General features: G+C 75.4%; 18 protein-coding genes. All 18 read right to left on the bottom strand.

Annotated elements, in window-relative coordinates:
• On the bottom strand, positions 1–869 hold an 869-nt coding region (locus VMV22_01065; protein ID HUY20908.1), incomplete at its 3' end, for a DivIVA domain-containing protein.
• 100 nt (positions 870–969) lie between these two features.
• Positions 970–1,242 carry a YggT family protein gene (locus VMV22_01060; GenBank protein ID HUY20907.1) on the bottom strand — a complete coding sequence of 91 codons (273 nt, stop codon included), beginning with the start codon at positions 1,240–1,242 and terminating at the stop codon, positions 970–972.
• 45 nt (positions 1,243–1,287) lie between these two features.
• Positions 1,288–1,824 carry a cell division protein SepF gene (locus tag VMV22_01055; protein HUY20906.1) on the bottom strand — a complete coding sequence of 179 codons (537 nt, stop codon included), beginning with the start codon at positions 1,822–1,824 and terminating at the stop codon, positions 1,288–1,290.
• A 76-nt stretch (positions 1,825–1,900) separates the two neighbouring features.
• Positions 1,901–2,587, bottom strand: coding sequence for an alanine racemase (locus tag VMV22_01050; protein HUY20905.1), 687 nt, complete (start codon positions 2,585–2,587; stop codon positions 1,901–1,903).
• A 56-nt stretch (positions 2,588–2,643) separates the two neighbouring features.
• Positions 2,644–3,303 carry a polyphenol oxidase family protein gene (locus tag VMV22_01045; protein HUY20904.1) on the bottom strand — a complete coding sequence of 220 codons (660 nt, stop codon included), beginning with the start codon at positions 3,301–3,303 and terminating at the stop codon, positions 2,644–2,646.
• A gap of 34 nt (positions 3,304–3,337) precedes the next feature.
• The gene (gene ftsZ / locus VMV22_01040) at positions 3,338–4,435 is read right to left on the bottom strand and encodes a cell division protein FtsZ (protein ID HUY20903.1); all 1,098 of its coding nucleotides are present in this window, start codon (positions 4,433–4,435) and stop codon (positions 3,338–3,340) included.
• A 248-nt stretch (positions 4,436–4,683) separates the two neighbouring features.
• The gene (locus VMV22_01035; protein HUY20902.1) at positions 4,684–5,409 is read right to left on the bottom strand and encodes an FtsQ-type POTRA domain-containing protein; all 726 of its coding nucleotides are present in this window, start codon (positions 5,407–5,409) and stop codon (positions 4,684–4,686) included.
• Between the two features lie 284 nt (positions 5,410–5,693).
• The gene (gene murB, locus VMV22_01030; GenBank protein HUY20901.1) at positions 5,694–6,773 is read right to left on the bottom strand and encodes a UDP-N-acetylmuramate dehydrogenase; all 1,080 of its coding nucleotides are present in this window, start codon (positions 6,771–6,773) and stop codon (positions 5,694–5,696) included.
• A complete protein-coding gene (murC, locus tag VMV22_01025) occupies positions 6,767–8,176 on the bottom strand; it encodes a UDP-N-acetylmuramate--L-alanine ligase (protein HUY20900.1) in 1,410 nt (469 codons plus the stop codon). Before murC ends, murB begins: the two co-directional genes overlap by 7 nt.
• On the bottom strand, positions 8,166–9,329 hold the full coding sequence (locus tag VMV22_01020) for a UDP-N-acetylglucosamine--N-acetylmuramyl-(pentapeptide) pyrophosphoryl-undecaprenol N-acetylglucosamine transferase (protein HUY20899.1): 1,164 nt from the start codon (positions 9,327–9,329) through the stop codon (positions 8,166–8,168). Before VMV22_01020 ends, murC begins: the two co-directional genes overlap by 11 nt.
• The gene (ftsW, locus tag VMV22_01015) at positions 9,326–10,603 is read right to left on the bottom strand and encodes a putative lipid II flippase FtsW (protein HUY20898.1); all 1,278 of its coding nucleotides are present in this window, start codon (positions 10,601–10,603) and stop codon (positions 9,326–9,328) included. The genes VMV22_01020 and ftsW overlap by 4 nt, the downstream gene beginning before the upstream one ends.
• Positions 10,600–11,961, bottom strand: coding sequence for a UDP-N-acetylmuramoyl-L-alanine--D-glutamate ligase (murD, locus tag VMV22_01010; GenBank protein HUY20897.1), 1,362 nt, complete (start codon positions 11,959–11,961; stop codon positions 10,600–10,602). Before murD ends, ftsW begins: the two co-directional genes overlap by 4 nt.
• Positions 11,962–11,971: 10 nt before the next feature.
• Positions 11,972–13,006 carry a phospho-N-acetylmuramoyl-pentapeptide-transferase gene (mraY, locus tag VMV22_01005; protein ID HUY20896.1) on the bottom strand — a complete coding sequence of 345 codons (1,035 nt, stop codon included), beginning with the start codon at positions 13,004–13,006 and terminating at the stop codon, positions 11,972–11,974.
• Positions 13,003–14,433: a UDP-N-acetylmuramoyl-L-alanyl-D-glutamate--2,6-diaminopimelate ligase gene (locus tag VMV22_01000; protein HUY20895.1), complete on the bottom strand. Its 1,431-nt coding sequence runs from the start codon at positions 14,431–14,433 to the stop codon at positions 13,003–13,005. The genes mraY and VMV22_01000 overlap by 4 nt, the downstream gene beginning before the upstream one ends.
• Positions 14,434–14,461: 28 nt before the next feature.
• Positions 14,462–16,708, bottom strand: a complete 2,247-nt coding sequence (locus VMV22_00995; GenBank protein ID HUY20894.1) for a penicillin-binding protein 2 — start codon at positions 16,706–16,708, stop codon at positions 14,462–14,464.
• A gap of 116 nt (positions 16,709–16,824) precedes the next feature.
• A complete protein-coding gene (locus VMV22_00990; GenBank protein ID HUY20893.1) occupies positions 16,825–17,277 on the bottom strand; it encodes a hypothetical protein in 453 nt (150 codons plus the stop codon).
• The gene (gene rsmH, locus VMV22_00985) at positions 17,277–18,218 is read right to left on the bottom strand and encodes a 16S rRNA (cytosine(1402)-N(4))-methyltransferase RsmH (GenBank protein ID HUY20892.1); all 942 of its coding nucleotides are present in this window, start codon (positions 18,216–18,218) and stop codon (positions 17,277–17,279) included. Before rsmH ends, VMV22_00990 begins: the two co-directional genes overlap by 1 nt.
• A 242-nt stretch (positions 18,219–18,460) precedes the next feature.
• Entirely contained in the window at positions 18,461–18,880 is a 420-nt protein-coding gene (mraZ, locus tag VMV22_00980; GenBank protein HUY20891.1) for a division/cell wall cluster transcriptional repressor MraZ, read from the bottom strand.
• Positions 18,881–18,978 lie beyond the last annotated feature (98 nt).

The raw sequence follows: 18,978 nt of genomic DNA, 5'->3' as shown, positions 1-18,978 counted from the left end.
CCCTGGCCATCGGCGGTGGGCGCCGCCGCTTCGGGCCCGACCGGGCGGGCGCCACCGGTGGCGGCGTTGCCCTGCACGGGGACCGATGCCGGGCCGGCCCTGCCCTCGAGCGCCATCCCCGTCGGCTCCGGGCCGGGGGCGCCGTCGCCGGTGTCCGGTGCGGCCGATCTCGGGATGACGTCCTCGCGCGGCGCCGTCACCTCGTCGGTGCGCGCCACGGGGGGCGTGTCGTCGGCACGGGGCGCGGGGCGCGGGGCGGGCCGCTGCGCCAGGAGCGACGCCGCCGGCTGCACGTGCTCGTCGACCCAGGACAGCATGTCGCTCAGTGCGCCGCGCAGGCGGGTGCGCTCGTTCTCCATGTGGCGCGCGATGGTCTCGACGTCGCCGGCGAGCTGCGAGCGCAGTGACTCGAGCCGGGCGATCTCCTCGCGCAGGTGCCGCTCGGTGTCCTCGGTGACCGCCTTGGCGCGCAGCTCGGCCTCGCCGAGGAGCTTGCGGGCGCGGTCCTCGGCCTCGGCGACGAGCACGCGGGCCTGGGTCTCGGCCTCGGACTGGGTCTGGTCGACGAACTTCTGCGCGAGCAGCAACGTGCGCTGCAACGTGTCGTCGGTCACGACCGGACCGGCCGCCGCGGGCTGCTGCTGGGCCTCCAAGAGCATGCCCTCGAGCTGGGCGATGCGCTCGGCCGCCTGCTTCAGTCGCTCGCCGGCCTGACGCATCTGCTCCTGCAGCGCCTCGGCGTCGACGGCGACACGCTCGAGGTACTCGTCCACATCGTCGATGTGGTAGCCGCGAAGGGTCTGGCGGAATTCGACCGTGCGCAGGCTGTCGAGGCTCGAGGTCTGACCGCTCGGCTTTCCACTTTCCATGGGGCCGATCCTAGCCACGGGCACGAGGCCTCGCTGGGGATGTCGACCGGCCCGTCCGGGGCGCTGCCCGGCCGGCCCCGGCGCCTGGCGCCGGGCGCTCCTACAGCACCCGGTACGCGATCGGGATCACGATGAGCTGGATCCCGAGGAACACGACGATGAACGACAGGTCGATGCCCATGCCCCCTGCACGGACCGGGGGGAGCAGGCGCCGCACGGGGGCGAGGACGGGCTCGCTCAGGCGGTACAGGACGTGGTTGACCGTGGCGAGGGGCGAACCGGGTGACACCGGGAACCAGCTCAGGATGGCCCGCGGGAACAGCACCCCCCAGAGGTAGACCTCGAGGGCGACGAGAACGACCGAGCGGACCACGGGTCAGAGGTTACGGCGTCGGGAGCGGGCGCAGCGTCGCGGCCGTCAGGGCCGGAGGAGGCCGTTCTCCTGCAGACGCTGGCGCTCCTCCGCCGACACCTTGACGTTCGACGGGGTCACCAGGAACACCTTGTCGGCCACCCGCTCCATCTTCCCGCTGAGGGCGTAGGCCACTCCGCTGCAGAAGTCGATCATGCGCCGCATGAGCTCCCGGTCGGCGACCTGCAGGTTGACGATCACGGGCTGGTTGGCCATCAGCCGGTCGGCGATCTGCCGGGCGTCACCGAATTGCATGGGCGCCACCACGTGGACTCGGGCATTGGGCTCTGCCACCACGGGCCGCACGACGCTGCGCGGCGTGACGGTGGGCGTCACCGTCGGGGAGTCCTCACGCGGCAGGGGGCGGATCGTGCTGGTGGCGACGGCCGCCGTCGGCATCTCCTCCTCCTCGGCGGCGTACGCGGTGCGCTGGCCGAGCCGCTGCCCGACCGCGGCGCGCGGCTCGTACTCGTCGTACTCGTCGTACTCGTCGTCGACCAGGCCCAGATAGACCATGGTCCTCTTGAAGAATCCTGACGCCATCACGAGCCTCCCCGGGACAGCGTAGTGCCTCTGCCCAGGGCCAGGGGGACCGCCCGAGGCCGCCGCCACACGCTCCTCACCCCCGCCGGGGCGCCCGGTCCCCGAACAACGCGCGCCCCACGCGCACCATCGTGCTCCCCTCCGCCACGGCCACCTCGAGGTCGTCGGTCATCCCCATCGACACCTCGGACAGGCCCAGCTCGCCGGCCAGGCGGGCGGTGGTGCGGAACGCCGGCCGGCTGTCCTCGGGCTCGCCCGGCGGCCCCACGACCATGAGGCCCCGGACGTCGAGCCCCATGCTCCGCAGCGACGCCACCAACGGTGCGACGGCGGCCGGCGGTACGCCGTTGCGCCCGGGGATGCCGGTGGTGTCCACCTCGACGAGCACCGTGGCGCCCGGCGCGCGCACCGCGATCTCCTCGCCCTCGGACACCCGGCACACCGTCTGCCAGCACGACACCACCGGCGCCAGCAGGCGCACGCGCCGGCGCTGCACCGCGCCCAGGTAGTGCCAGCGCACCTCGGGCGGCTCCCCGGGGCGGCCCCGGACCTCCGACGCCTTCGCCACGAGCTCGGCGGCGTAGTTCTCCCCGATGTCGTGCAGGCCGGCGGCGACGGCCCGGTCCACCGCGGCGACCTCGAAGGTCTTCGTCACCGCCACGATGCGGACGCCGGCCGGATCGCGCCCGGCGTCCGCGATCCGGCGGCGCAGGGCCTCGACGCGCACCACCACCACGTCCAGGGGCGGGACGGGGGCGAGCACGGGCCCTGCGGCACCGGGCCCCGAGGCGTTCGGGCCCGCCGATCCGGGCACGGGGCCTACAACCGCTCGCGCCACACCACGACGGCCTGGCGCGCCTCGTCGCGCCCCCCGCGGTGCGAGAAGTACCCGGGGGTGCACACGGTGCAGGTCCCCGCGGCGACCACCAGCGGCGCACCGGCGTCCTCGAGCCGGGCGCGCACGGCGGCCGCCAGGTCGAGCGAGGGGCGTCCCGCCGTCGTCCGGGCGCGGACGTCGGTGCCGCAGGCCGCGCTCACGGCGTCGAGGTCATGGGGGCCGAACTCATAACAACAGGCGCCGATGCACGGGCCCACGCCGGCCACGACCGAGGTGGCGCCGAGCGCGCCCATGGCCTGCACGGCACGGGCCACGACGCCGGCGACCAGGCCGCGCCACCCCACGTGGACGGCGCCGAAGACACCTTCGGGCGAGCCCAGCGCCACCGGCGCGCAGTCGGCGGTGAGCACCGCCAGGGCCACGCCGTCGCCCACGGCCACGAGGGCGTCGCCCTCGGGTACGGGCCGACCCGGTCGCCAGGGGTCGTCGTCCCCCGCACCACGGTCGTGGGCGACGACCACCGTGGCGCCGTGCACCTGGCGCAGGCGGCGCACCGCCAGGCCCGGGGGGACCGGCGGCGGCGCCGGCCGGTCACCCAGGTCCCGCATGTCCCCCTCGGCGCGCCCCGTCCAGGTCGCCACGACGGGGGTGCCCGCCAGCGGCCGGGCGGTGGCGCTAGCGGAGGAACGAGGGGACGTCGAACTCGTCGTCACCGAGGTCGAGGTCGTCCTCGGGCGTGGCGAAGATGTCCTCGTGGACGGCGTCGAGCCCGAGGACCTGGCTGCGCTCCTCGGGACGGGGCTCGCCCACACGGCCCTCCTCCCAGCGCTCGAAGCCCGCCGCGATCACCGTCACGCGCACCTCGTCGTCCGTCGACTCGTCGATGACGTTGCCGAAGATGATGTTGGCGTCGGGGTGGGCCACGCCGTGGATGATCTCCATGGCCTCGTTCACCTCGAACAGGCCGAGGTCGGGCCCGCCCGCGATGTTCACGAGGATGCCGCGGGCCCCCTCGATCGACGCCTCGAGCAGCGGGCTCGTGATCGCCGCGCGGGCCGCGTTCACGGCCCGGCCCTCGCCCGACGCGTGGCCGATGCCCATGATGGCGGTCCCGGCGTTGGCGAGCACCATGCGCACGTCGGCGAAGTCGGTGTTGATCTGCCCCGGGATGGTGATGAGGTCGGTGATCCCCTGCACGCCCTGCAGCAGCACCTCGTCGGCCATCTTGAACGCGCTCACCATCGACGTCTTCTCGGTCGACACCGTGAGGAGGCGGTCGTTGGGGATGATGATGATGGCGTCGACCTTGTCCTTCAGGTTCTGGATGCCCGACTCGGCCTGCACCGAGCGCCGGCGCCCCTCGAAGGAGAAGGGGCGGGTGACCACGCCGATGGTGAGCGCTCCGACGGACCGTGCGATCTCGGCCACCACGGGCGCGGCCCCGGTGCCGGTGCCGCCGCCTTTGCCGGCGGTGATGAACACCATGTCGGCGCCCTTGAGGGCCTCTTCGATCTCACCCCGGTGCTCGTCGGCCGCCTGGCGCCCGATCTCGGGGTCGCTCCCGGCGCCGAGCCCGCGGGTCAGCTGGCGCCCGATGTCGAGCTTCAGGTCGGCGTCGCTCATGAGCAGCGCCTGCGAGTCGGTGTTCATGGCGATGAACTCCACGCCCTTCAGGCCGGCCTCGATCATGCGGTTCACGGCGTTGACGCCACCACCGCCCACGCCCACCACTTTGATGACAGCGAAGTAGCTGCTCTGCGCTGCGCTGGTCATCGACCCTCCTCGCCACGACCCGGACTTCGGGCCTCACTGTGGAACCCCGCCAGGTGTCGGGCTGCAACAGGCACCGAGCACCACGTGACCTCACCCTCGACCACAGCTTCATTTGGATGCGTACCGGGGCCTGCCGAGGCTCCCTCACGATACGGCGGCACCGTGAACCGGGTCAAGCAGGGCGAACACCGCTCAGCAGGCCGAAGCCCTGGTCACCGGGACCCCGGGCCCAGCCCCCGTGCGGGCGGCTACGGACGGGGTGGGCCCACCGTGGGCTGGTCGGGGACGGTCACGTCGATGACCGCCGGGCCCCGCGGCGCGGCCCCGGCCAGCACGCTGGCGAGCGCCGTCAGCTTGGCCCGGAGCCCGTCGGTCCCGCCCAACAGGGCGGTCACGCCCCCGCCCAGATCGAGTGTCACGGAGCCGCCGGCGCCCACGGCCACCTGGTGGACACGGCCGTCGAGCGTGGCCGGGAGGGCGGCACCCACGACCAGCGCCGGGCGCGCCGCGGGCGCCAGGACGGTTCCGGGACGGCCCGGGGACACGGGGACCACGAGGACGAGGCCCGCGGGGACGGTGGCGTCCCAGGCGAGGACGTGCCCGCTCGCGTCGACCTCCGCCCAACCCCCGCCGCCTCGCGCCACCGACCCCAGCGCGACGCGCTCGGTCACGGTGATCCGCACGGCGTCGGGCCACTGCCGCAGCACCACGGCGTGCTTCACCCACGGGAGCCGTTCGACGCCGCGCGCGGCGGCACCGGGGTCGACATCGACCAGCGGCGGGTGGCCGAGGAGGCCGGCCGCCCGGAGCACGGCCCCGTCGCCGCTGTGGACGGCGCCGCCCACCGACGTGTGGCGCACCGCCAGGAGGGGCGTGTGCAACACCAGCAGGACCACGCACAGCGCCACCAGCAGGGCCACACCGCCGACCACCCAGCGCAGCCGCCGCCGCCCCTGGTCCCGCAACACCGCCACCCGTCGCTGCCACAGCCGCGGGTGCACGACCTGCCCCGGCCCCGGCCCCGGCCCCGGCCCCGGCGCGGGCCCCGGAGCGGGCCCCGCATTGCTCTGCTTGCTCGGCGGCCCGGTGCCTGCCGGGGCGTCCCCAGGCGAGCCGGCCACCGTGCCCGCGACGGGCCCGACGCCCAGGTCCGGCGCCAGGTCCGCTGGGACACCGGGACACGGCCCGGCGGGCGGCCCGCCCGGTGCTCGCGCCGGGGGCCCGGCCGGGGGCGGGCGGCCCCACCCCGACGAATCCGTCACGACCGTCCACCTCCACCTGAGGTCGAGGGTTCGTCTCCCGGCTGCCCCCGGGGCACGGCCCGCACCGTCGACACGGTCCCGGGGAACCCCACCAGCCGCACCTCGGGCACGAGCGCCACGCCGGTGCGCTCGAGCACCGTGGCCCGCACGTGCCGGACCAGGCGCCACACGTCGTCGGCCCGCCCGCCGGTGTCGGCCTGGATGAAATTGGCGTGCTTGGTCGACACGGCCGCCGTACCCAGGCGCAGCCCCTTCAGCCCGGCGGCCTCCACGAGCCGGCCGGCGGAGTCGCCCTCGGGGTTCACGAACACCGACCCCGCGTTGGACCCTCCGGGCTGGTGCTCCCGGCGCCAGCGCACGATCTCCGCCACGGTGCCCTCCGCTCGGGCGCGGTCCCCCGGGGTCAGCGAGAATTCGGCCCACACCACGACGTCGGCCGGGCCCAGCGCCGATGCCCGGTAGCCCAGCGCCAGCCGCTCGGGCCCCCTGACGGCGGCGACGCCCGTCGCCAGGTCGAAGAGGCGGCAGGCCGCCAGCACGGCGGCGGTGTCGGACCCGTGGCCGCCGGCGTTCATGCGCAGCGCGCCGCCCACCGAGCCCGGGACACCCACCGCCCACTCGAGCCCGCGCAGGCCCGCCCGGGCCGTGAGCCGGGCCACCACGGGCAGCTTGGCCGCACCACCGGCGCGCACCGACGACTCGCCCACCTCGACGTGCTCGAACCCCGCCCCGAGCACGACGACGAGCCCCGGGAACCCGGCGTCGGCGATCAACAGGTTCGAGCCCTGGCCCAGCACCAGCACGGGGACCGGCGCCCCGGCGGCCAGGAGGGCCCCGTGCACCGCGGCGAGGTCGGCCTCGTCACGCGCCTCGACGAGCAGTGCCGCGGGGCCGCCCACTCGGTAGGTCGTGCGGGCACCGAGCGGCGCGTCGCGCACGGCGAGGCCGTCGAGCGCACCCGCCATCGCCTCGAGCGCCGCCGAGTCGGGCACCGGCGAGTCGGGCACCGGCGCGTCCGGCGTCGCCGAGTCGGGCACCGGCGCGTCCCCGGCGGCGTCGTGCCCGGCGCTCACCACGGCGCGGCCGCCTGGAGCTCGTCGGGGAGCGTGGTCAGGTCGCCGGCGCCGAGGGTGAGGCACAGGTCGCCGGGCTCGAGCGTGGCGGTGACGTGGGCGAGCAGCTCGGCGCGCCCGGCGACGTAGGCGACGTCGAGGTCCGGGTGCGCCCGGTGCACGGCGTCGGCGACCACCCGGCCGGTGACACCGGGCAGCGGGGCCTCGCCGGCCGCGAAGATGTCGGTGATCACCACGACGTCGGCGCCGGTGAAGGCGTCTCCGAAGTCCTCGCCCAGGGAGGCGATCCGGCTGTAGCGATGCGGCTGGAACACGACGACGAGCCGCTGCGGTGCCGTCCCCCGGGCCGCCTCGATGACGGCGGACACCTCGGTAGGAAGGTGCGCGTAGTCGTCGACGAACCGGATCCCGCGCGTCTCGCCACGCGCCTCGAAGCGCCGGGCGACCCCGGCGAAGCGCGCCAGCGCCCGCTGCGCGGCGTCGAACGGCGCGCCCACGCGCAGGGCGGTGGCCACCGCCACGGCGGCGTTGCGGGCGATGTTCGCGCCCGTGACGGGAAGCGCCACCCGGCCGAGCAGCTCGCCGTGGGCCCGGAGGTCGAACGACGCGCCGTCGCGGCCGGCGGCCGGGGCCTCGATGCGCACGGTGGCGCCGGCGCCGCTGCCCACGAGGTCGGCGCCGTGGCGCGCGCCCAGCCGGGCCGCCACCGGGTCGTCGGCGCCGACCACGCAGCCCCCCGGCCGCGCCGTCAGGAAGCGGTCGAAGGCCTCCACCACGTGGTCGAAGTCGCCGTAGTGGTCGAGGTGGTCGGCCTCGACGTTGGTGACGACGGCCACCTCGGGGTCGAGGTGGAGGAACGTCCCGTCGCTCTCGTCGGCCTCGAGTACCAGCCACTCCCCCGTGTCCCACACCGCGTTCGTGCCGATCTCGTTGACGTCCCCGCCGATCAGGAAGCTCGGGCGCAGGCCCGCCTCGACCAGCACGAGCGCCAGCATCGACGTGGTGGTCGTCTTGCCGTGGGTCCCGGACACCGCCACGCACCGCCGGCGGCTGGCGATCGAGGCCAGCACCTCGGCGCGCGTGAGCACGGGCAGGCCGCGGCGCCGGGCCTCCACCACCTCGGGGTTGGTCGCCGGGATGGCCGTGGACACGGCCACCACCTCGGCGTCGCCCACGTGGGCGGGGTCGTGGCCCACCGCCACGGGCACCCCGCTCGCCACGAGGCGCTCCACCGCGGCCGAGCCCTTCAGGTCGCTCCCGGTGACGTCGTTTCCCATGGCCGCCAGCACCGAGGCGATGGCGCTCATGCCCGCGCCCCCGACCCCCACCACGTGCACGCGCCGGGGCCTCGACAGGTCGAGCGGCGCGGAACGACGGTCGCCGCCGGCAGGGGGGTCAGCCGGCATGGGCGGCCCGGGCTCCCCGGTGCGGCCTGCGGGCGTGCGCCCGCGCCAGCGCGGCCACGGCCGACACGGCGTCGGGGCGGCCCACCGACGCCGCCGCGGCGCGCATCGCCTCCAGGCGGCCGGGGCCCGACACCAGGGCGTCGATCTCGGCGGCGAGTCGCGCCGGGGTGCACTCGGCGTCGGCGACGACCACGGCCCCGCCGGCGCGCTCGAGGACCCCGGCGTTGGCGCGCTGGTGGTCGCCGGGCGCCCCGGGCAGCGGCACCAGCAGCGCGGGCACCCCGACCACGGCCAGCTCGGCCACCGTGTTGGCCCCCGACCGGGAAACCACGACGTCGGCGGCCTGGTAGAAGAGCGCCATCCGCTCCTCGTAGGGGACCTGGACGTAGACGAGGCCGTCGGCGGGCAGCCCCGGCGCGGCGGCGGCCGCCCACGACGCGTCGCGCCGGCCGACCACGTGGTACAGCGCCACGTCGCGTCGCGCCCGCCACAGGGTGGCCAGGCCCACGACGGCCTCGTTCAGGTGCCGGGCGCCGAGCGATCCGCCCACGGCGGCCACCACGACGCGGTCGGCGGGCAGCCCCAGCGCGTGGCGGGCCGATCGCCGGGCCTCGGCGTCGGGCCGGGTGGCGGCGACGAGGGCGGGGCGGACGGGTGCGCCCGTCACCACCGCCCGGCGCAGCGGTGTCCCCTCGAAGGCCACCGCCGCGGCCCGGGCGAAGCGCCCCACCAGCCGGTTGGCGGCGCCGGGCACGGCGTCGGTGTTCACGAGCACCACCGGCACCCCGAGGACGGCGGCGGCCAGCGCCGTGGGGACGCAGGCGTACCCCCCCATCGCCACGACCACCGCCGGCCGGCGGCGCGCCACGATCACCAGGGCGGCGGCGGACGCGGCGACCAGCCCGGCCACCGCCCCGACGTTGGCGAGGGTGGAGCGGGCGTCGAGACGCCGGGCGATCCCGCGCCCGGGCAAGAGCGTGACGGGCATCCCCTCCCCCGCCAGGATCTCGGCGTCGAGCCCCCGGCGCGCCCCCACCAGCTCGACCGATCCCGGCCCGTACCCCTCGGCCAGGGCGCGCGCCACGGCCAGGGCGGGGACGAGATGGCCCCCGGTGCCCCCGCCGGCCACCAGCGCGACGCGCCGGGCCGTCACGCCCGCCGGCGCCGGCGCGGCGTGACCCCGCCGGCGACGACCGGGGTCGGGCCCGCCCGGGGCCGGGGCCGCTCGTGCGAGGCCACGTTCACGAGGATGCCTGCCGCCACGAGGGTGATGACGAGCGAGGACCCGCCGAAGGAGATGAAGGGCAGGGGGATCCCCGTCACGGGGAGCACGCCGATGACCGCCCCGATGTTGATGACCGCCTGGCTCGTGATCCAGCAGGTGGCGGCCACCGCCAGGAGGCCGCCGAAGCGGTCGGGGGCCCGGCTCGCGGCCCGCAGGCCGTACCACGCCAGGGCGCCGAACATCGCCAGGACGATCACGGCCCCGAGGAGTCCCCCCTCCTCGCCGATGACCGAGAAGATGAAGTCCGTGTGGGCGTTCGGGAGCAGTCCCCACTTCTCGCGCCCGCCCCCGAGGCCGAGGCCGTAGAGGTGGCCAGAGCCGAGGCCCACGAGCGACTGCACCACCTGGTACCCCGACCCCTTGGCGTGGGCGAAGGGGTCGAGGAACGACAGCAGCCGGGCGCGCCGGTAGGGCTCGGCGAGGCCCACCACCAGGCCGATGGCGGCGGTGGCGCCGAGTGCCTTGAGCACGGGGCGCAGCGGCACGCCTCCGGCGTACAGCAGCGCGAACGTGATGAACGCCAACACCAGCGCGGTGCCCATGTCGGGCTGTTTGAGCACCAGCAGGCCCGACACGGCCAACAGGCCCAGCACCGGCACCACCGCCGCGCCGGGGCGCTCGAGCCGGTCGGCGCGCCGGGCGAGGAGGTCGGCGGCGTACACCGCCAGGGCGAGCTTCATGAGCTCTGACGGCTGGATGCGCAGCATGCCCAGGCCGATCCACCGGCTCGAGCCTCCCGCCACCTTGCCGATCCCCGGCACGAGCACCGCCACCAGGAGGGCGAGGGTGGCGAGCGGCAGCACGACGCGGAACCGTCGCCACCGCCCGTAGGGGATGCGGGCCGCGACCACGAAGGCCACCGCGCCCAGCGCCATCCACATCACCTGGCGCTCGAAGATCGTCCACACCGACCCGTAGAACTTGAGCGAGGTGTAGGCCGACGCCGACAGCACCATCACCAGCCCGACGGCGCACAGCGCCGCCACGAGCGCCAGGATGGCCACACGCGTCGGCACCCGGTCGGCGGGCGCGCCGGCCGCCGCGGGAACCGCCGACGGGGGCCCGCCCCCGTCCACCAGCCGCAGGCGCGGGGACGGGTGCCCCTCGGGGCGCGGGCGCGGCGACGGGACGCCGGTGTTCACGGCGCCCTCCGCCCCGCCCGGCCCGGCCCGGTGCCGGCCGGCCCGGTGCCCAGGGCGCGCACGCACCGGGCGAAGTCGTCGCCACGTTCGGCGTACGACCCGTACCAGTCGAACGACGCGCACGCCGGGGACAGGACGACGGCGTCACCCGGCCGGGCCATGGCGACGGCGGTGTCGACGGCGACGTCCATGGAGGCGGCGCGCGCCACGGTGGCCCGCCCGGCGAAGGCGGAGGCGACCTCCTCGGCGGCGTCGCCGATGGCCACCACCCCCCGCAGGCGGGAGGACGCCGACGCCAGCACCGAGAGGTCGAGGCCCTTGTTGCGCCCGCCGGCGATCAGCACGGCCGACTCGAACCCCTCCAGGGCCGCCAGCACGGCGCCGGGCGTGGTCGCCTTGGAGTCGTCGTAGAACCGCACCCCGTTAGCCTCGCCCACCAGCTCGACGCGATGGGGGAGCCCACGGAACGCCAGCAGCGCCCGGCGGCACCCGTCGGGGCTCGCCCCCGCCGCCAGGGCGGCCGCGGCGGCGCACAGGGCGTCGACCTGGTCGTGGGGCATGGACCGGGCCAGCTCCCCGACCTCGACGATGGGGCCCCCGGGTCCCACGAGCTCGCCGGCGCGGCGGGTGAAGTCCCCGGTACGCAGGCCGAAGGTCGTCACCGTGGCGCCCCGGGCGCGCGGGAGCGCCGACTCGGCCACCACCACGGGGTCCTCGGCGTTCACCACGGCCACGTCGCCGGGGCCGCTGTTGGCCCACAGCCGGGCCTTGGCGGTGCGGTAGTCGCCCACCGTGGCATGCCAGTCGAGGTGGTCGTCGGAGAAGTTCAGCCACGCCCCCACCGCCGGGCGGAACGACGACGTCAGCGCCAGTTGGAACGAGGACACCTCGGCCACGATCACCTCGGCGTCGCCGGCGACGGCGTCGAGCAGCGGCACACCGATGTTCCCCGCCGCCACCGCGGCGCGGCCCGACGCCGCCAGCATGGCGCAGGCCAGGGTGGTGACCGTCGTCTTGCCGTTGGTGCCCGTGACCGCCACGACCGGGCACCGGGCCCGACGCCAGGCCAGCTCCACCTCGCCGATCAGCGGGGTCGCGGTGCCGAGGGCGAACACCGGGTGGCGCGGCGGCATGCCGGGGCTCACGACGATCTCGTCCACGGTGCGCGCCAGCGCCGCCAGCGCGGCGCGGTCGGGCGCGGCCACGAGCTCGACGCCCAGCGCGGCCGCGGCGCGGCGCGGGCCCTCGCCGCGGTCGTCGTCGACCGCCACCACCTCGGCGCCCTCGGCGAGCAGCCGGGTCGTGGTGGCGAGGCCGCTCACACCGAGGCCGTAGACGAGGATGCGACCGTGGCCCACCGCCCTGCCCTCAGCGCAGTCCGGTGACCGAGAGGAAGTCCGCGTAGAAGATCCCCAGGCCGAACGCGGCGAAGAGACCGGCGAGGATCCAGAAGCGCACGATGACGGTGGTCTCGGGCCACCCGATCAGCTCGAAGTGGTGGTGCAGCGGCGCCATGCGGAACACCCGCCGGCCGAACACCCGGAAGCTCACCACCTGGATGACGACCGAGAGCGTCACGATGACGAACAGCCCGCCGATCACGGGCAGGAGCAGCTGGAGGTTCATCTGCAGGCACAGCGCGGCCAGGCCCGAGCCGATGGCGAGCGACCCGGTGTCGCCCATGAAGATCCTCGCCGGGGCGGCGTTCCACCACAGGAAGCCGAGGCAGGCGCCCGCCAGTGCGATCGACGACAGGGCCAGGTCGAGCGCGGACGGCACGTGGTAGAGCGCGTAGTGGCGGAACTGCCAGTACCCGATCACCGCCAGGCACGCGAAGCAGAAGGTGGCCGAACCCGAGGCCAAGCCGTCGAGGCCGTCGGTGAGGTTCACGGCGTTGGCCGTGCCCACCACGACGAACACGGCCCACAGGACCCAGCCCACCTGGCCCACGTCGACGCCGAACGAGTCCCAGCGCGTGAACGACAGGTGGGTGTTCACCCCGGCCCAGTGCTCCGCCAGCAGCGCGAAGGCCACGCCGATCAGGACCTGGGCGCTCAGCTTGGCCCGCTTGTTGAGCCCGAGGCTGCGGCGGTGCCGGACCTTGATCCAGTCGTCGAGGAACCCCACCCCGGCCGCGCACACCGTCACCGCCACCACGAGGATCCCCGGCCGGCTGAAGGCGACGTGGGTGCCGGCGTGGCCCATCACGTACCCGACCACGGCGGCGCCGATGAGCGCCACGCCGCCCATGGTGGGGGTCCCCGCTTTGGCCAGGTGCATGAAGGGCCCGTCCTCGCGGATCTGCTGCCCGATGCGCCGGCGGGCCAACCACCGGATGAACACCGGCGTGCCCAGCGCGGCCACCCACAAAGCGATGCCACCGGAGGCCATGAGGCTGATCACGGGCGCTCCCCCGCCGCCGGCGCCGGGTCCCCGAATCGACGGGCGGCGGCGGCGGCGGCCTCCTCCCGGTCGTCGAACGCCATCCGCCGGCCACCCGCCTCGATCTCGCGCTCGTGGCCCTTGCCGGCCACGACCACGACGTCGCCGGGACCGGCCAGCTCGACGGCGAGCTCGATGGCGGCGCCGCGGTCGGGCCGCACGAGGACGTCGGAGGGGTCGCGTACCCCGCGCAGGACGTCGGCGATGATGGCGTCGGGGTCCTCGCTGCGCGGGTTGTCGGACGTGAGGACGGCCACGTCGGCGCCGTCGGCGGCGACGGCGCCCATGCGGGGCCGCTTCTCCTGGTCGCGGTCGCCCCCGCACCCGAAGACGCACACCACCCGGTGCCCGCCGGCGATCCGGCGGGCACTGTCGAGCGCGGCGCGCAAGCCGTCGGGGGTGTGGGCGTAGTCGACCACGACCGTGAACGGCGCGGCCGTGTCGAGCACCTCGAACCGCCCGGCGACGGGCGCGGCGGCCTCGAGCCCCGCCGCGATGGTGCCCTCCGGGACGCCCAGGGCGGCAGCCGTCGTGGCGGCCGCCAGCGCGTTCGGCACGTGCAGGGATCCCGCCAGGGCCAGCGCCACGCGCCGGCCCCGCCAGGTGAACGACGTGCCTCGGGCCGTGCTCTGCAGGTCGCCCACCTCCGCCATCCGGTAGCCGACGGTCGGGATCTCCGACCGTTCGACGAGGCGCGCACCCCACGGGTCGTCCTCGTTCACCACGGCGAGGGCTGCCCGCGACGGCGTGAACAGCGACGCCTTCGCCTCGAAGTACTCCTCGACGGTGCCGTGGTAGTCGAGGTGGTCGTGCGAGAGGTTCGTGAAGACGGCCGCGTCGAAGACGATGCCGTCGACGCGCGCCTGGGACAGCGCGTGCGACGACACCTCCATGGCCACGGCGCGCCGGGAGGCGTGGCGCGCCTCGGCGAGCAACCGCTGCAGCACGGGGGCCTCCGGGGTGGTCCGGGCGCCGTCGAGGGTCCCGATCACGGCGGTGGGCCACCGGTGCGTCTCGAACACCGACGCCAGCAGGTGGGTCACCGTCGTCTTGCCGTTGGTCCCCGTGACGCCGACCGTGCGCAGCGAGCGCGCCGGGTAGCCGAAGAAGGCGCACGCCATCCGGGCCATGGCCGGCCGGGCGGCGCCGGGGGCCACCACCGCCTGGGTCACGTCGAGGTCGAGTCGGCGCTCCACCAGGAGCGCGGTGGCGCCGCGGGCCACGGCGGCGGCGGCGTGGTCGTGGCCGTCCGCGGCTCGGCCCGGCAGGCAGCAGAACAGCGCCCCGGGCCCGACGTGGCGGCTGTCGAATTCGATGGCGGTGACCTCGGTGGTGGCGGGGTCCCCGTGCGCCTCGATGACGTCGACCTCCTGGAGCAGCCTGTCCATACGCACGGTGGGGGGCCCGCCGGAGCGGTCACGGCCCTTCCGTGGTCGTCCCGGTGGAAGCGACGATCGTAGTCGCCGCATTGGGGGTGCCCGTGAGGGTGGGGGACGCCGGTACCTGGGGAAACGGCACAGCCTGCGGTGCTCCGCCGGTCGACCCGCCTCCGGGCGAGGTCGGGATCCCGTAGCGGTGCAGCGCGTACCGCATGATCTGCGAGAACACCGGCGCGGCCACGATGCCGCCGAAGATCGGCGTGGGCTGCTCGAGGACCACGACGGCGGACAGTGCCGGGTGCTCGGCGGGGGCGAACCCGGCGAAGGTGGCCATGTAGGCGCCCGGCAGGTACCCGCCGTGCACCGGGTCGGGGATCTGCGCGGTCCCGGTCTTCCCCGCCACCGTGTACCCCGGCACGCCGGCGGTCACGGCCGTGCCGTCCTGCACCACCTGCTCCATCATGGTCGTGAGCTGTGCGGTCACGCCGCGCGACAGGGCGCGGTGGGTGGCGCCGGCCTTCGTCCTGGTCACCGTGCCGTCCTGGGCGACCGTCGCCCGGACAAGACGCGGCGGGACGAACACTCCCCCGGTGGCGACCGTGTTCACCATGTCGAGGACCTGTTGGGCGGTGACGGCGTCGTCCTGGCCGATGGGCGTGGCGCCGATGTCCGACACGCGCCACGACGCGGGGTCGCTCTTCACGAGCCCCGGGGACTCCGCCGGGAAACCGAGCCCCGACAGGCGGCCGAACCCGAGCGCGGCGATCTGCGCCGCCAGCCTCCCCTCCCCCAGCTGCTGCGCGATCTCGATCGTCCCGATGTTCGACGACTGGGCGAGGATCTGCGTGGCGGTGAGCTGCTCGGTGGGATGGTTCTCGGCGTCGTGGAACACCCAACCGTCGATGGTGAGGGTGTTCGGCACCGTGAACACCTCGTCGGGCGTGATGATCCCGTCCTGGAGGGCGGCCGAGAACGTCACCAGCTTGAAGACCGAGCCGGGCTCGTAGACCTGGGTCAGGGCCAGGTTCTGCGGCGCCTGCACGACCTTCGTGATGGGCGGCGGTGGTGGTGCCGTGGTGGTGGTCGTGGTCGGCGTGGGCGGGGTGCCGGGAACGGTCGTCGTGGTCGTCGTGGTGGTGGCGGCCGCCGGCGCGGCGGGAGGGGTGGGGGCGGGCACCGTCTTGGAGACCACGTCCGCCATCGAGAGGATCGCGCCGGTCCTGCTGTCCATGACGATGGCGATCCCGCTCTTGGCGTGCGACGCCAGCACCTCGGCCCCGAGCGACTGCTCGGTCACGTACTGCAGGGACTGGTCGACCGTGAGCTCCAAGCCGGTGCCCGGGGACGACCCCGAGGCACGGATCGTGCGCCCGGGGAGCGGGACGCCGTCGGGGGACATCTCGAGCGTCGCCGTGCCGCTCCGGCCGGCGAGGAGCGCGTTGAACTTGTACTCGAGCCCCGACTGGCCCAACCCCTCGGCGCCCACCTGCCCCAGGAGCGGCGCGGCGAGCGAGCCGTCGGGGTCGACGCGCTCGGTGTCGGGGAGCACGTTGATCCCGGGCAGGGCGAAGGTCAGGACCTTCTGGGCCACGGCCGAGCCGACCTTGTGGGCCAGGTACACGAAGCCGCTGTGTTCCGAGAGCTCGGCCCGCAACTGCGCCACCGGCACACCGAGCGCCGGGCTCAGCACGACGGCGACCGCCTGCGGGTGCGGGATGAGGAAGGGGTCGGCCACGATCGTCGACCGGGGCACCGACAGCGCCATGGCGGCGCCGTTGCGGTCGTAGATCCCCCCGCGCACGGCCGACACGTGGACGGTGGTCGTGACCTCGGCGGCCCCCATGGCGGCGTAGCGGTTGCTGGCGAACACCTGCACGCCCACCAGGCGCAGGGCGAGGGCGACGAACACGAGGAGGACGACGACGCGCATCACACCGACCCGCCGCAGGGGGAGACCCACCGTGAGGTGGCGCGCCGGGCGCGGCGGCGGCGCGGCGCGGCGCTCGTAACCCCGCCGGCGTGACCGGGTCCGGGGCGCCAGCGGCGGCGGCCGCCGGAGCGGGGCCGGGCGACGCCCCGGGGCCCGCGTCGCCGTCGTGCCCCCGGCGCCACCACGGGTCGACGCCGTGCCGACGGCGCGCGCCGGCGACGATCGCTCCGCCACGACACGCACCGCGGTCGGCTGCTTGGCGACCGGGCGCGCGCTCGTGGCGCGTTTGGCCACGGGGCGCGGTGCCGCCGGGCGCTTGGCCACCACACGCGCAGCAGTCGGTCGTGTGGTCACGGGGCGCGCCACGGTCGGTCCCTTGGCGCCCGCGCCCGCAGCCTTCGACCGGGCACCGGCCGGTGCCCCCGCACCGGGGCGCGCACGACGCTCCCCTCGGCCCTTCGGAGCCCGGGTCACCGGGTGCCGGTCGACCGGGTGCTGGTGTGTCCGGCCGTGACGGCCGTCGTGGTGGTGGCCGCCGATGCGGGCGTGGTGACCTGGGGAATGTCGGTCACCTTCTGCGGGGCGTCGAGGCCGTGCTGCTGGGCCTTGGAGACGACGGTGGACGGCCCTCCCATCGTCGACACCCGCAACTCGAGGTCCGAATGGTTGCCGAGGTCGGTGGTCAGCTGCTGCTGCATCCGGGTGAGCCGGACCTCGCCCTGCGTCAGGTAGGCGTTGGCGCCGGCGACCAGCAGCAGGCTGGTGACGACCAGCACCGCACAGGCGACCGCCGTGCGCGGCAGCGTCCGGCTCGGCCCGCGGCGCTCGGTCTCCTCGGCGACGGGCGGCTCATGGTGTGCCCCGGGATCACCGTCGGGGACGGGCAGTCGCCGCAGGCGCTCGGGCGCGACCGCCGGCGCCATCAGAGCTCACCCCGCTCGAAGGCCCGGAGGCGCGCGCTCTCGGACCGGCGGTTGCGCGCCACCTCGTCCGCGCCGGGACGGCGCGCCCCGCGGAACACGAGATGCCCGAGCGACACCGCCCCGCACGAGCACGGCAGCCCCGGCGGGCAGGCGCAGCCACCGGTGGCGGCGCGCGCCAAGGCCGCCTTGACGATGCGGTCCTCCCCCGAGTGGTACGCGATGGCCACGCAACGGCCGCCGGGGGCGAGCATCCCGACGGCGACGGGCAGTGCCTCGGAGAGCACGGCCAGCTCGTCGTTGACGGCGACGCGTAGCGCCTGGAAGACGCGCCGGGCGGGATGGCCGCCCTGGCGGCGGGCGGCGGCGGGGATGGCCGAGCGCACGACCTCGGCCAGCACCCCGGTGGTGGTGACCGGACGCGCCGCCACCACGGCACGGGCGATGCGCCGGGCGAACCGCCCCTCGCCGTGCTGCGCGAACAGGCGGGTCAGGTCCTGCTCGCTCATGGTGTTCACCAGCTCGGCGGCGCTGGGCCCGGCACCCGGGTCCATCCGCATGTCGAGCGGGGCGTCCTGGCGGTACGAGAACCCCCGCGCCGCCCGGTCGAGTTGCGGCGAGCTGACGCCGAGGTCGAAGAGGGCGCCGCTCAGGGACCCGGGCTCCACCCCGACGGTGGCGGCCACGTCCTCCAGCCGGTCGAAGCGGGCGTGGCGGACCACGGCCCGGTCCCGGTATCCCTCGAGCCGGGTGGCGGTCGCCTCCACGGCCTCGGGGTCCTGGTCGAGACACAGCACCCGCAGGTGCCGATGGGCGGCGAGCAGCGCCGCCGCGTGGCCCCCACCCCCCGCCGTGGCGTCGATCACCACGCCGGGAGGCGTCGGCGCGAACAACGCGACGACCTCGTCGACCATCACCGGCTCGTGGGTGAACACCTGGGGCATCCGCAGCCCCTCGACTGGCGGAATGCCGTCGGGAGGGTTGCTCCTGCGACTCGGTTGGAAGCGGGCGGAGGAGGAGTCTTCCACCGAACCAGCCGAGGGGCTGCGCATGCTCCTGATGTGCCTACGATCCTGCGACCGGGCCGCCCGGCCGTGCCTGGTGCTGCTCCTCTCGTCGTCGTCCGTGTCGCCGTGACGCGCCACGGGGGCCGGTCCGGCGTGTCGGGCGCCGCCCCCGCAGGGGCTCAGTCGTCGGCGCCCTCCGTCAGTCGCTGCTCCTCGGGGGCGACCTTCTCCTCCCAGCGCGCCGGGTCCCACAGCTCCACCCGGTCGATGACCCCCACGATGACCACGTCGCCGGTGAGCCCGGCGTACTCGCGCATCCTCGCCGGGAGCACCATCCGTCCCTGACGGTCGACCTCCAGGTCCTGGGTGGCCGACGCCCAGAAGCGCGCCATGTTCCTGTCGTTCTTCCCGCTGGCGGCACGTTGCTGCATCTCCTCCATCTGCTGCTCGAACCCGTCGGGGGTCCACAGCGCCAGACAGCCGTCCCGGTACTGGGTGAGGAAGCCGCCGTGCTCGAAAGGTGCGCGGAACCGCGAGGGCAGGATGACCCGACCCTTGCTGTCGAGCGAATGCTCGTACGTCCCGAAGAACCGTGCCACCGAATCGAGCTCCCACGACGCTCCTCCCGCATTGTTCGCGGGCTCCTCCCCCTTACTCCACTTCTCGCCACTTTAGCCCCCACTCCCCCACAGGTCAA

This window comes from Acidimicrobiales bacterium, from assembly GCA_035531755.1.
Lineage (GTDB): Bacteria > Actinomycetota > Acidimicrobiia > Acidimicrobiales > UBA8190 > DATKSK01.
Note: the sequence above shows the minus strand (reverse complement) of the source record. Positions and strands in the feature narration are given on the sequence as shown.

Excerpts from the sequence above, each read along its gene's own strand:
- VMV22_01055 (HUY20906.1), bottom strand. The coding sequence starts at position 1,824 with ATGGCGTCAGGATTCTTCAAGAGGACCATGGTCTATCTGGGCCTGGTC.
- ftsZ (HUY20903.1), bottom strand. The coding sequence starts at position 4,435 with ATGACCAGCGCAGCGCAGAGCAGCTACTTCGCTGTCATCAAAGTGGTG.
- murC (HUY20900.1), bottom strand. The coding sequence starts at position 8,176 with ATGCCGGCTGACCCCCCTGCCGGCGGCGACCGTCGTTCCGCGCCGCTC.
- VMV22_01000 (HUY20895.1), bottom strand. The coding sequence starts at position 14,433 with ATGGACAGGCTGCTCCAGGAGGTCGACGTCATCGAGGCGCACGGGGAC.
- VMV22_00990 (HUY20893.1), bottom strand. The coding sequence starts at position 17,277 with ATGGCGCCGGCGGTCGCGCCCGAGCGCCTGCGGCGACTGCCCGTCCCC.
- rsmH (HUY20892.1), bottom strand. The coding sequence starts at position 18,218 with ATGCCCCAGGTGTTCACCCACGAGCCGGTGATGGTCGACGAGGTCGTC.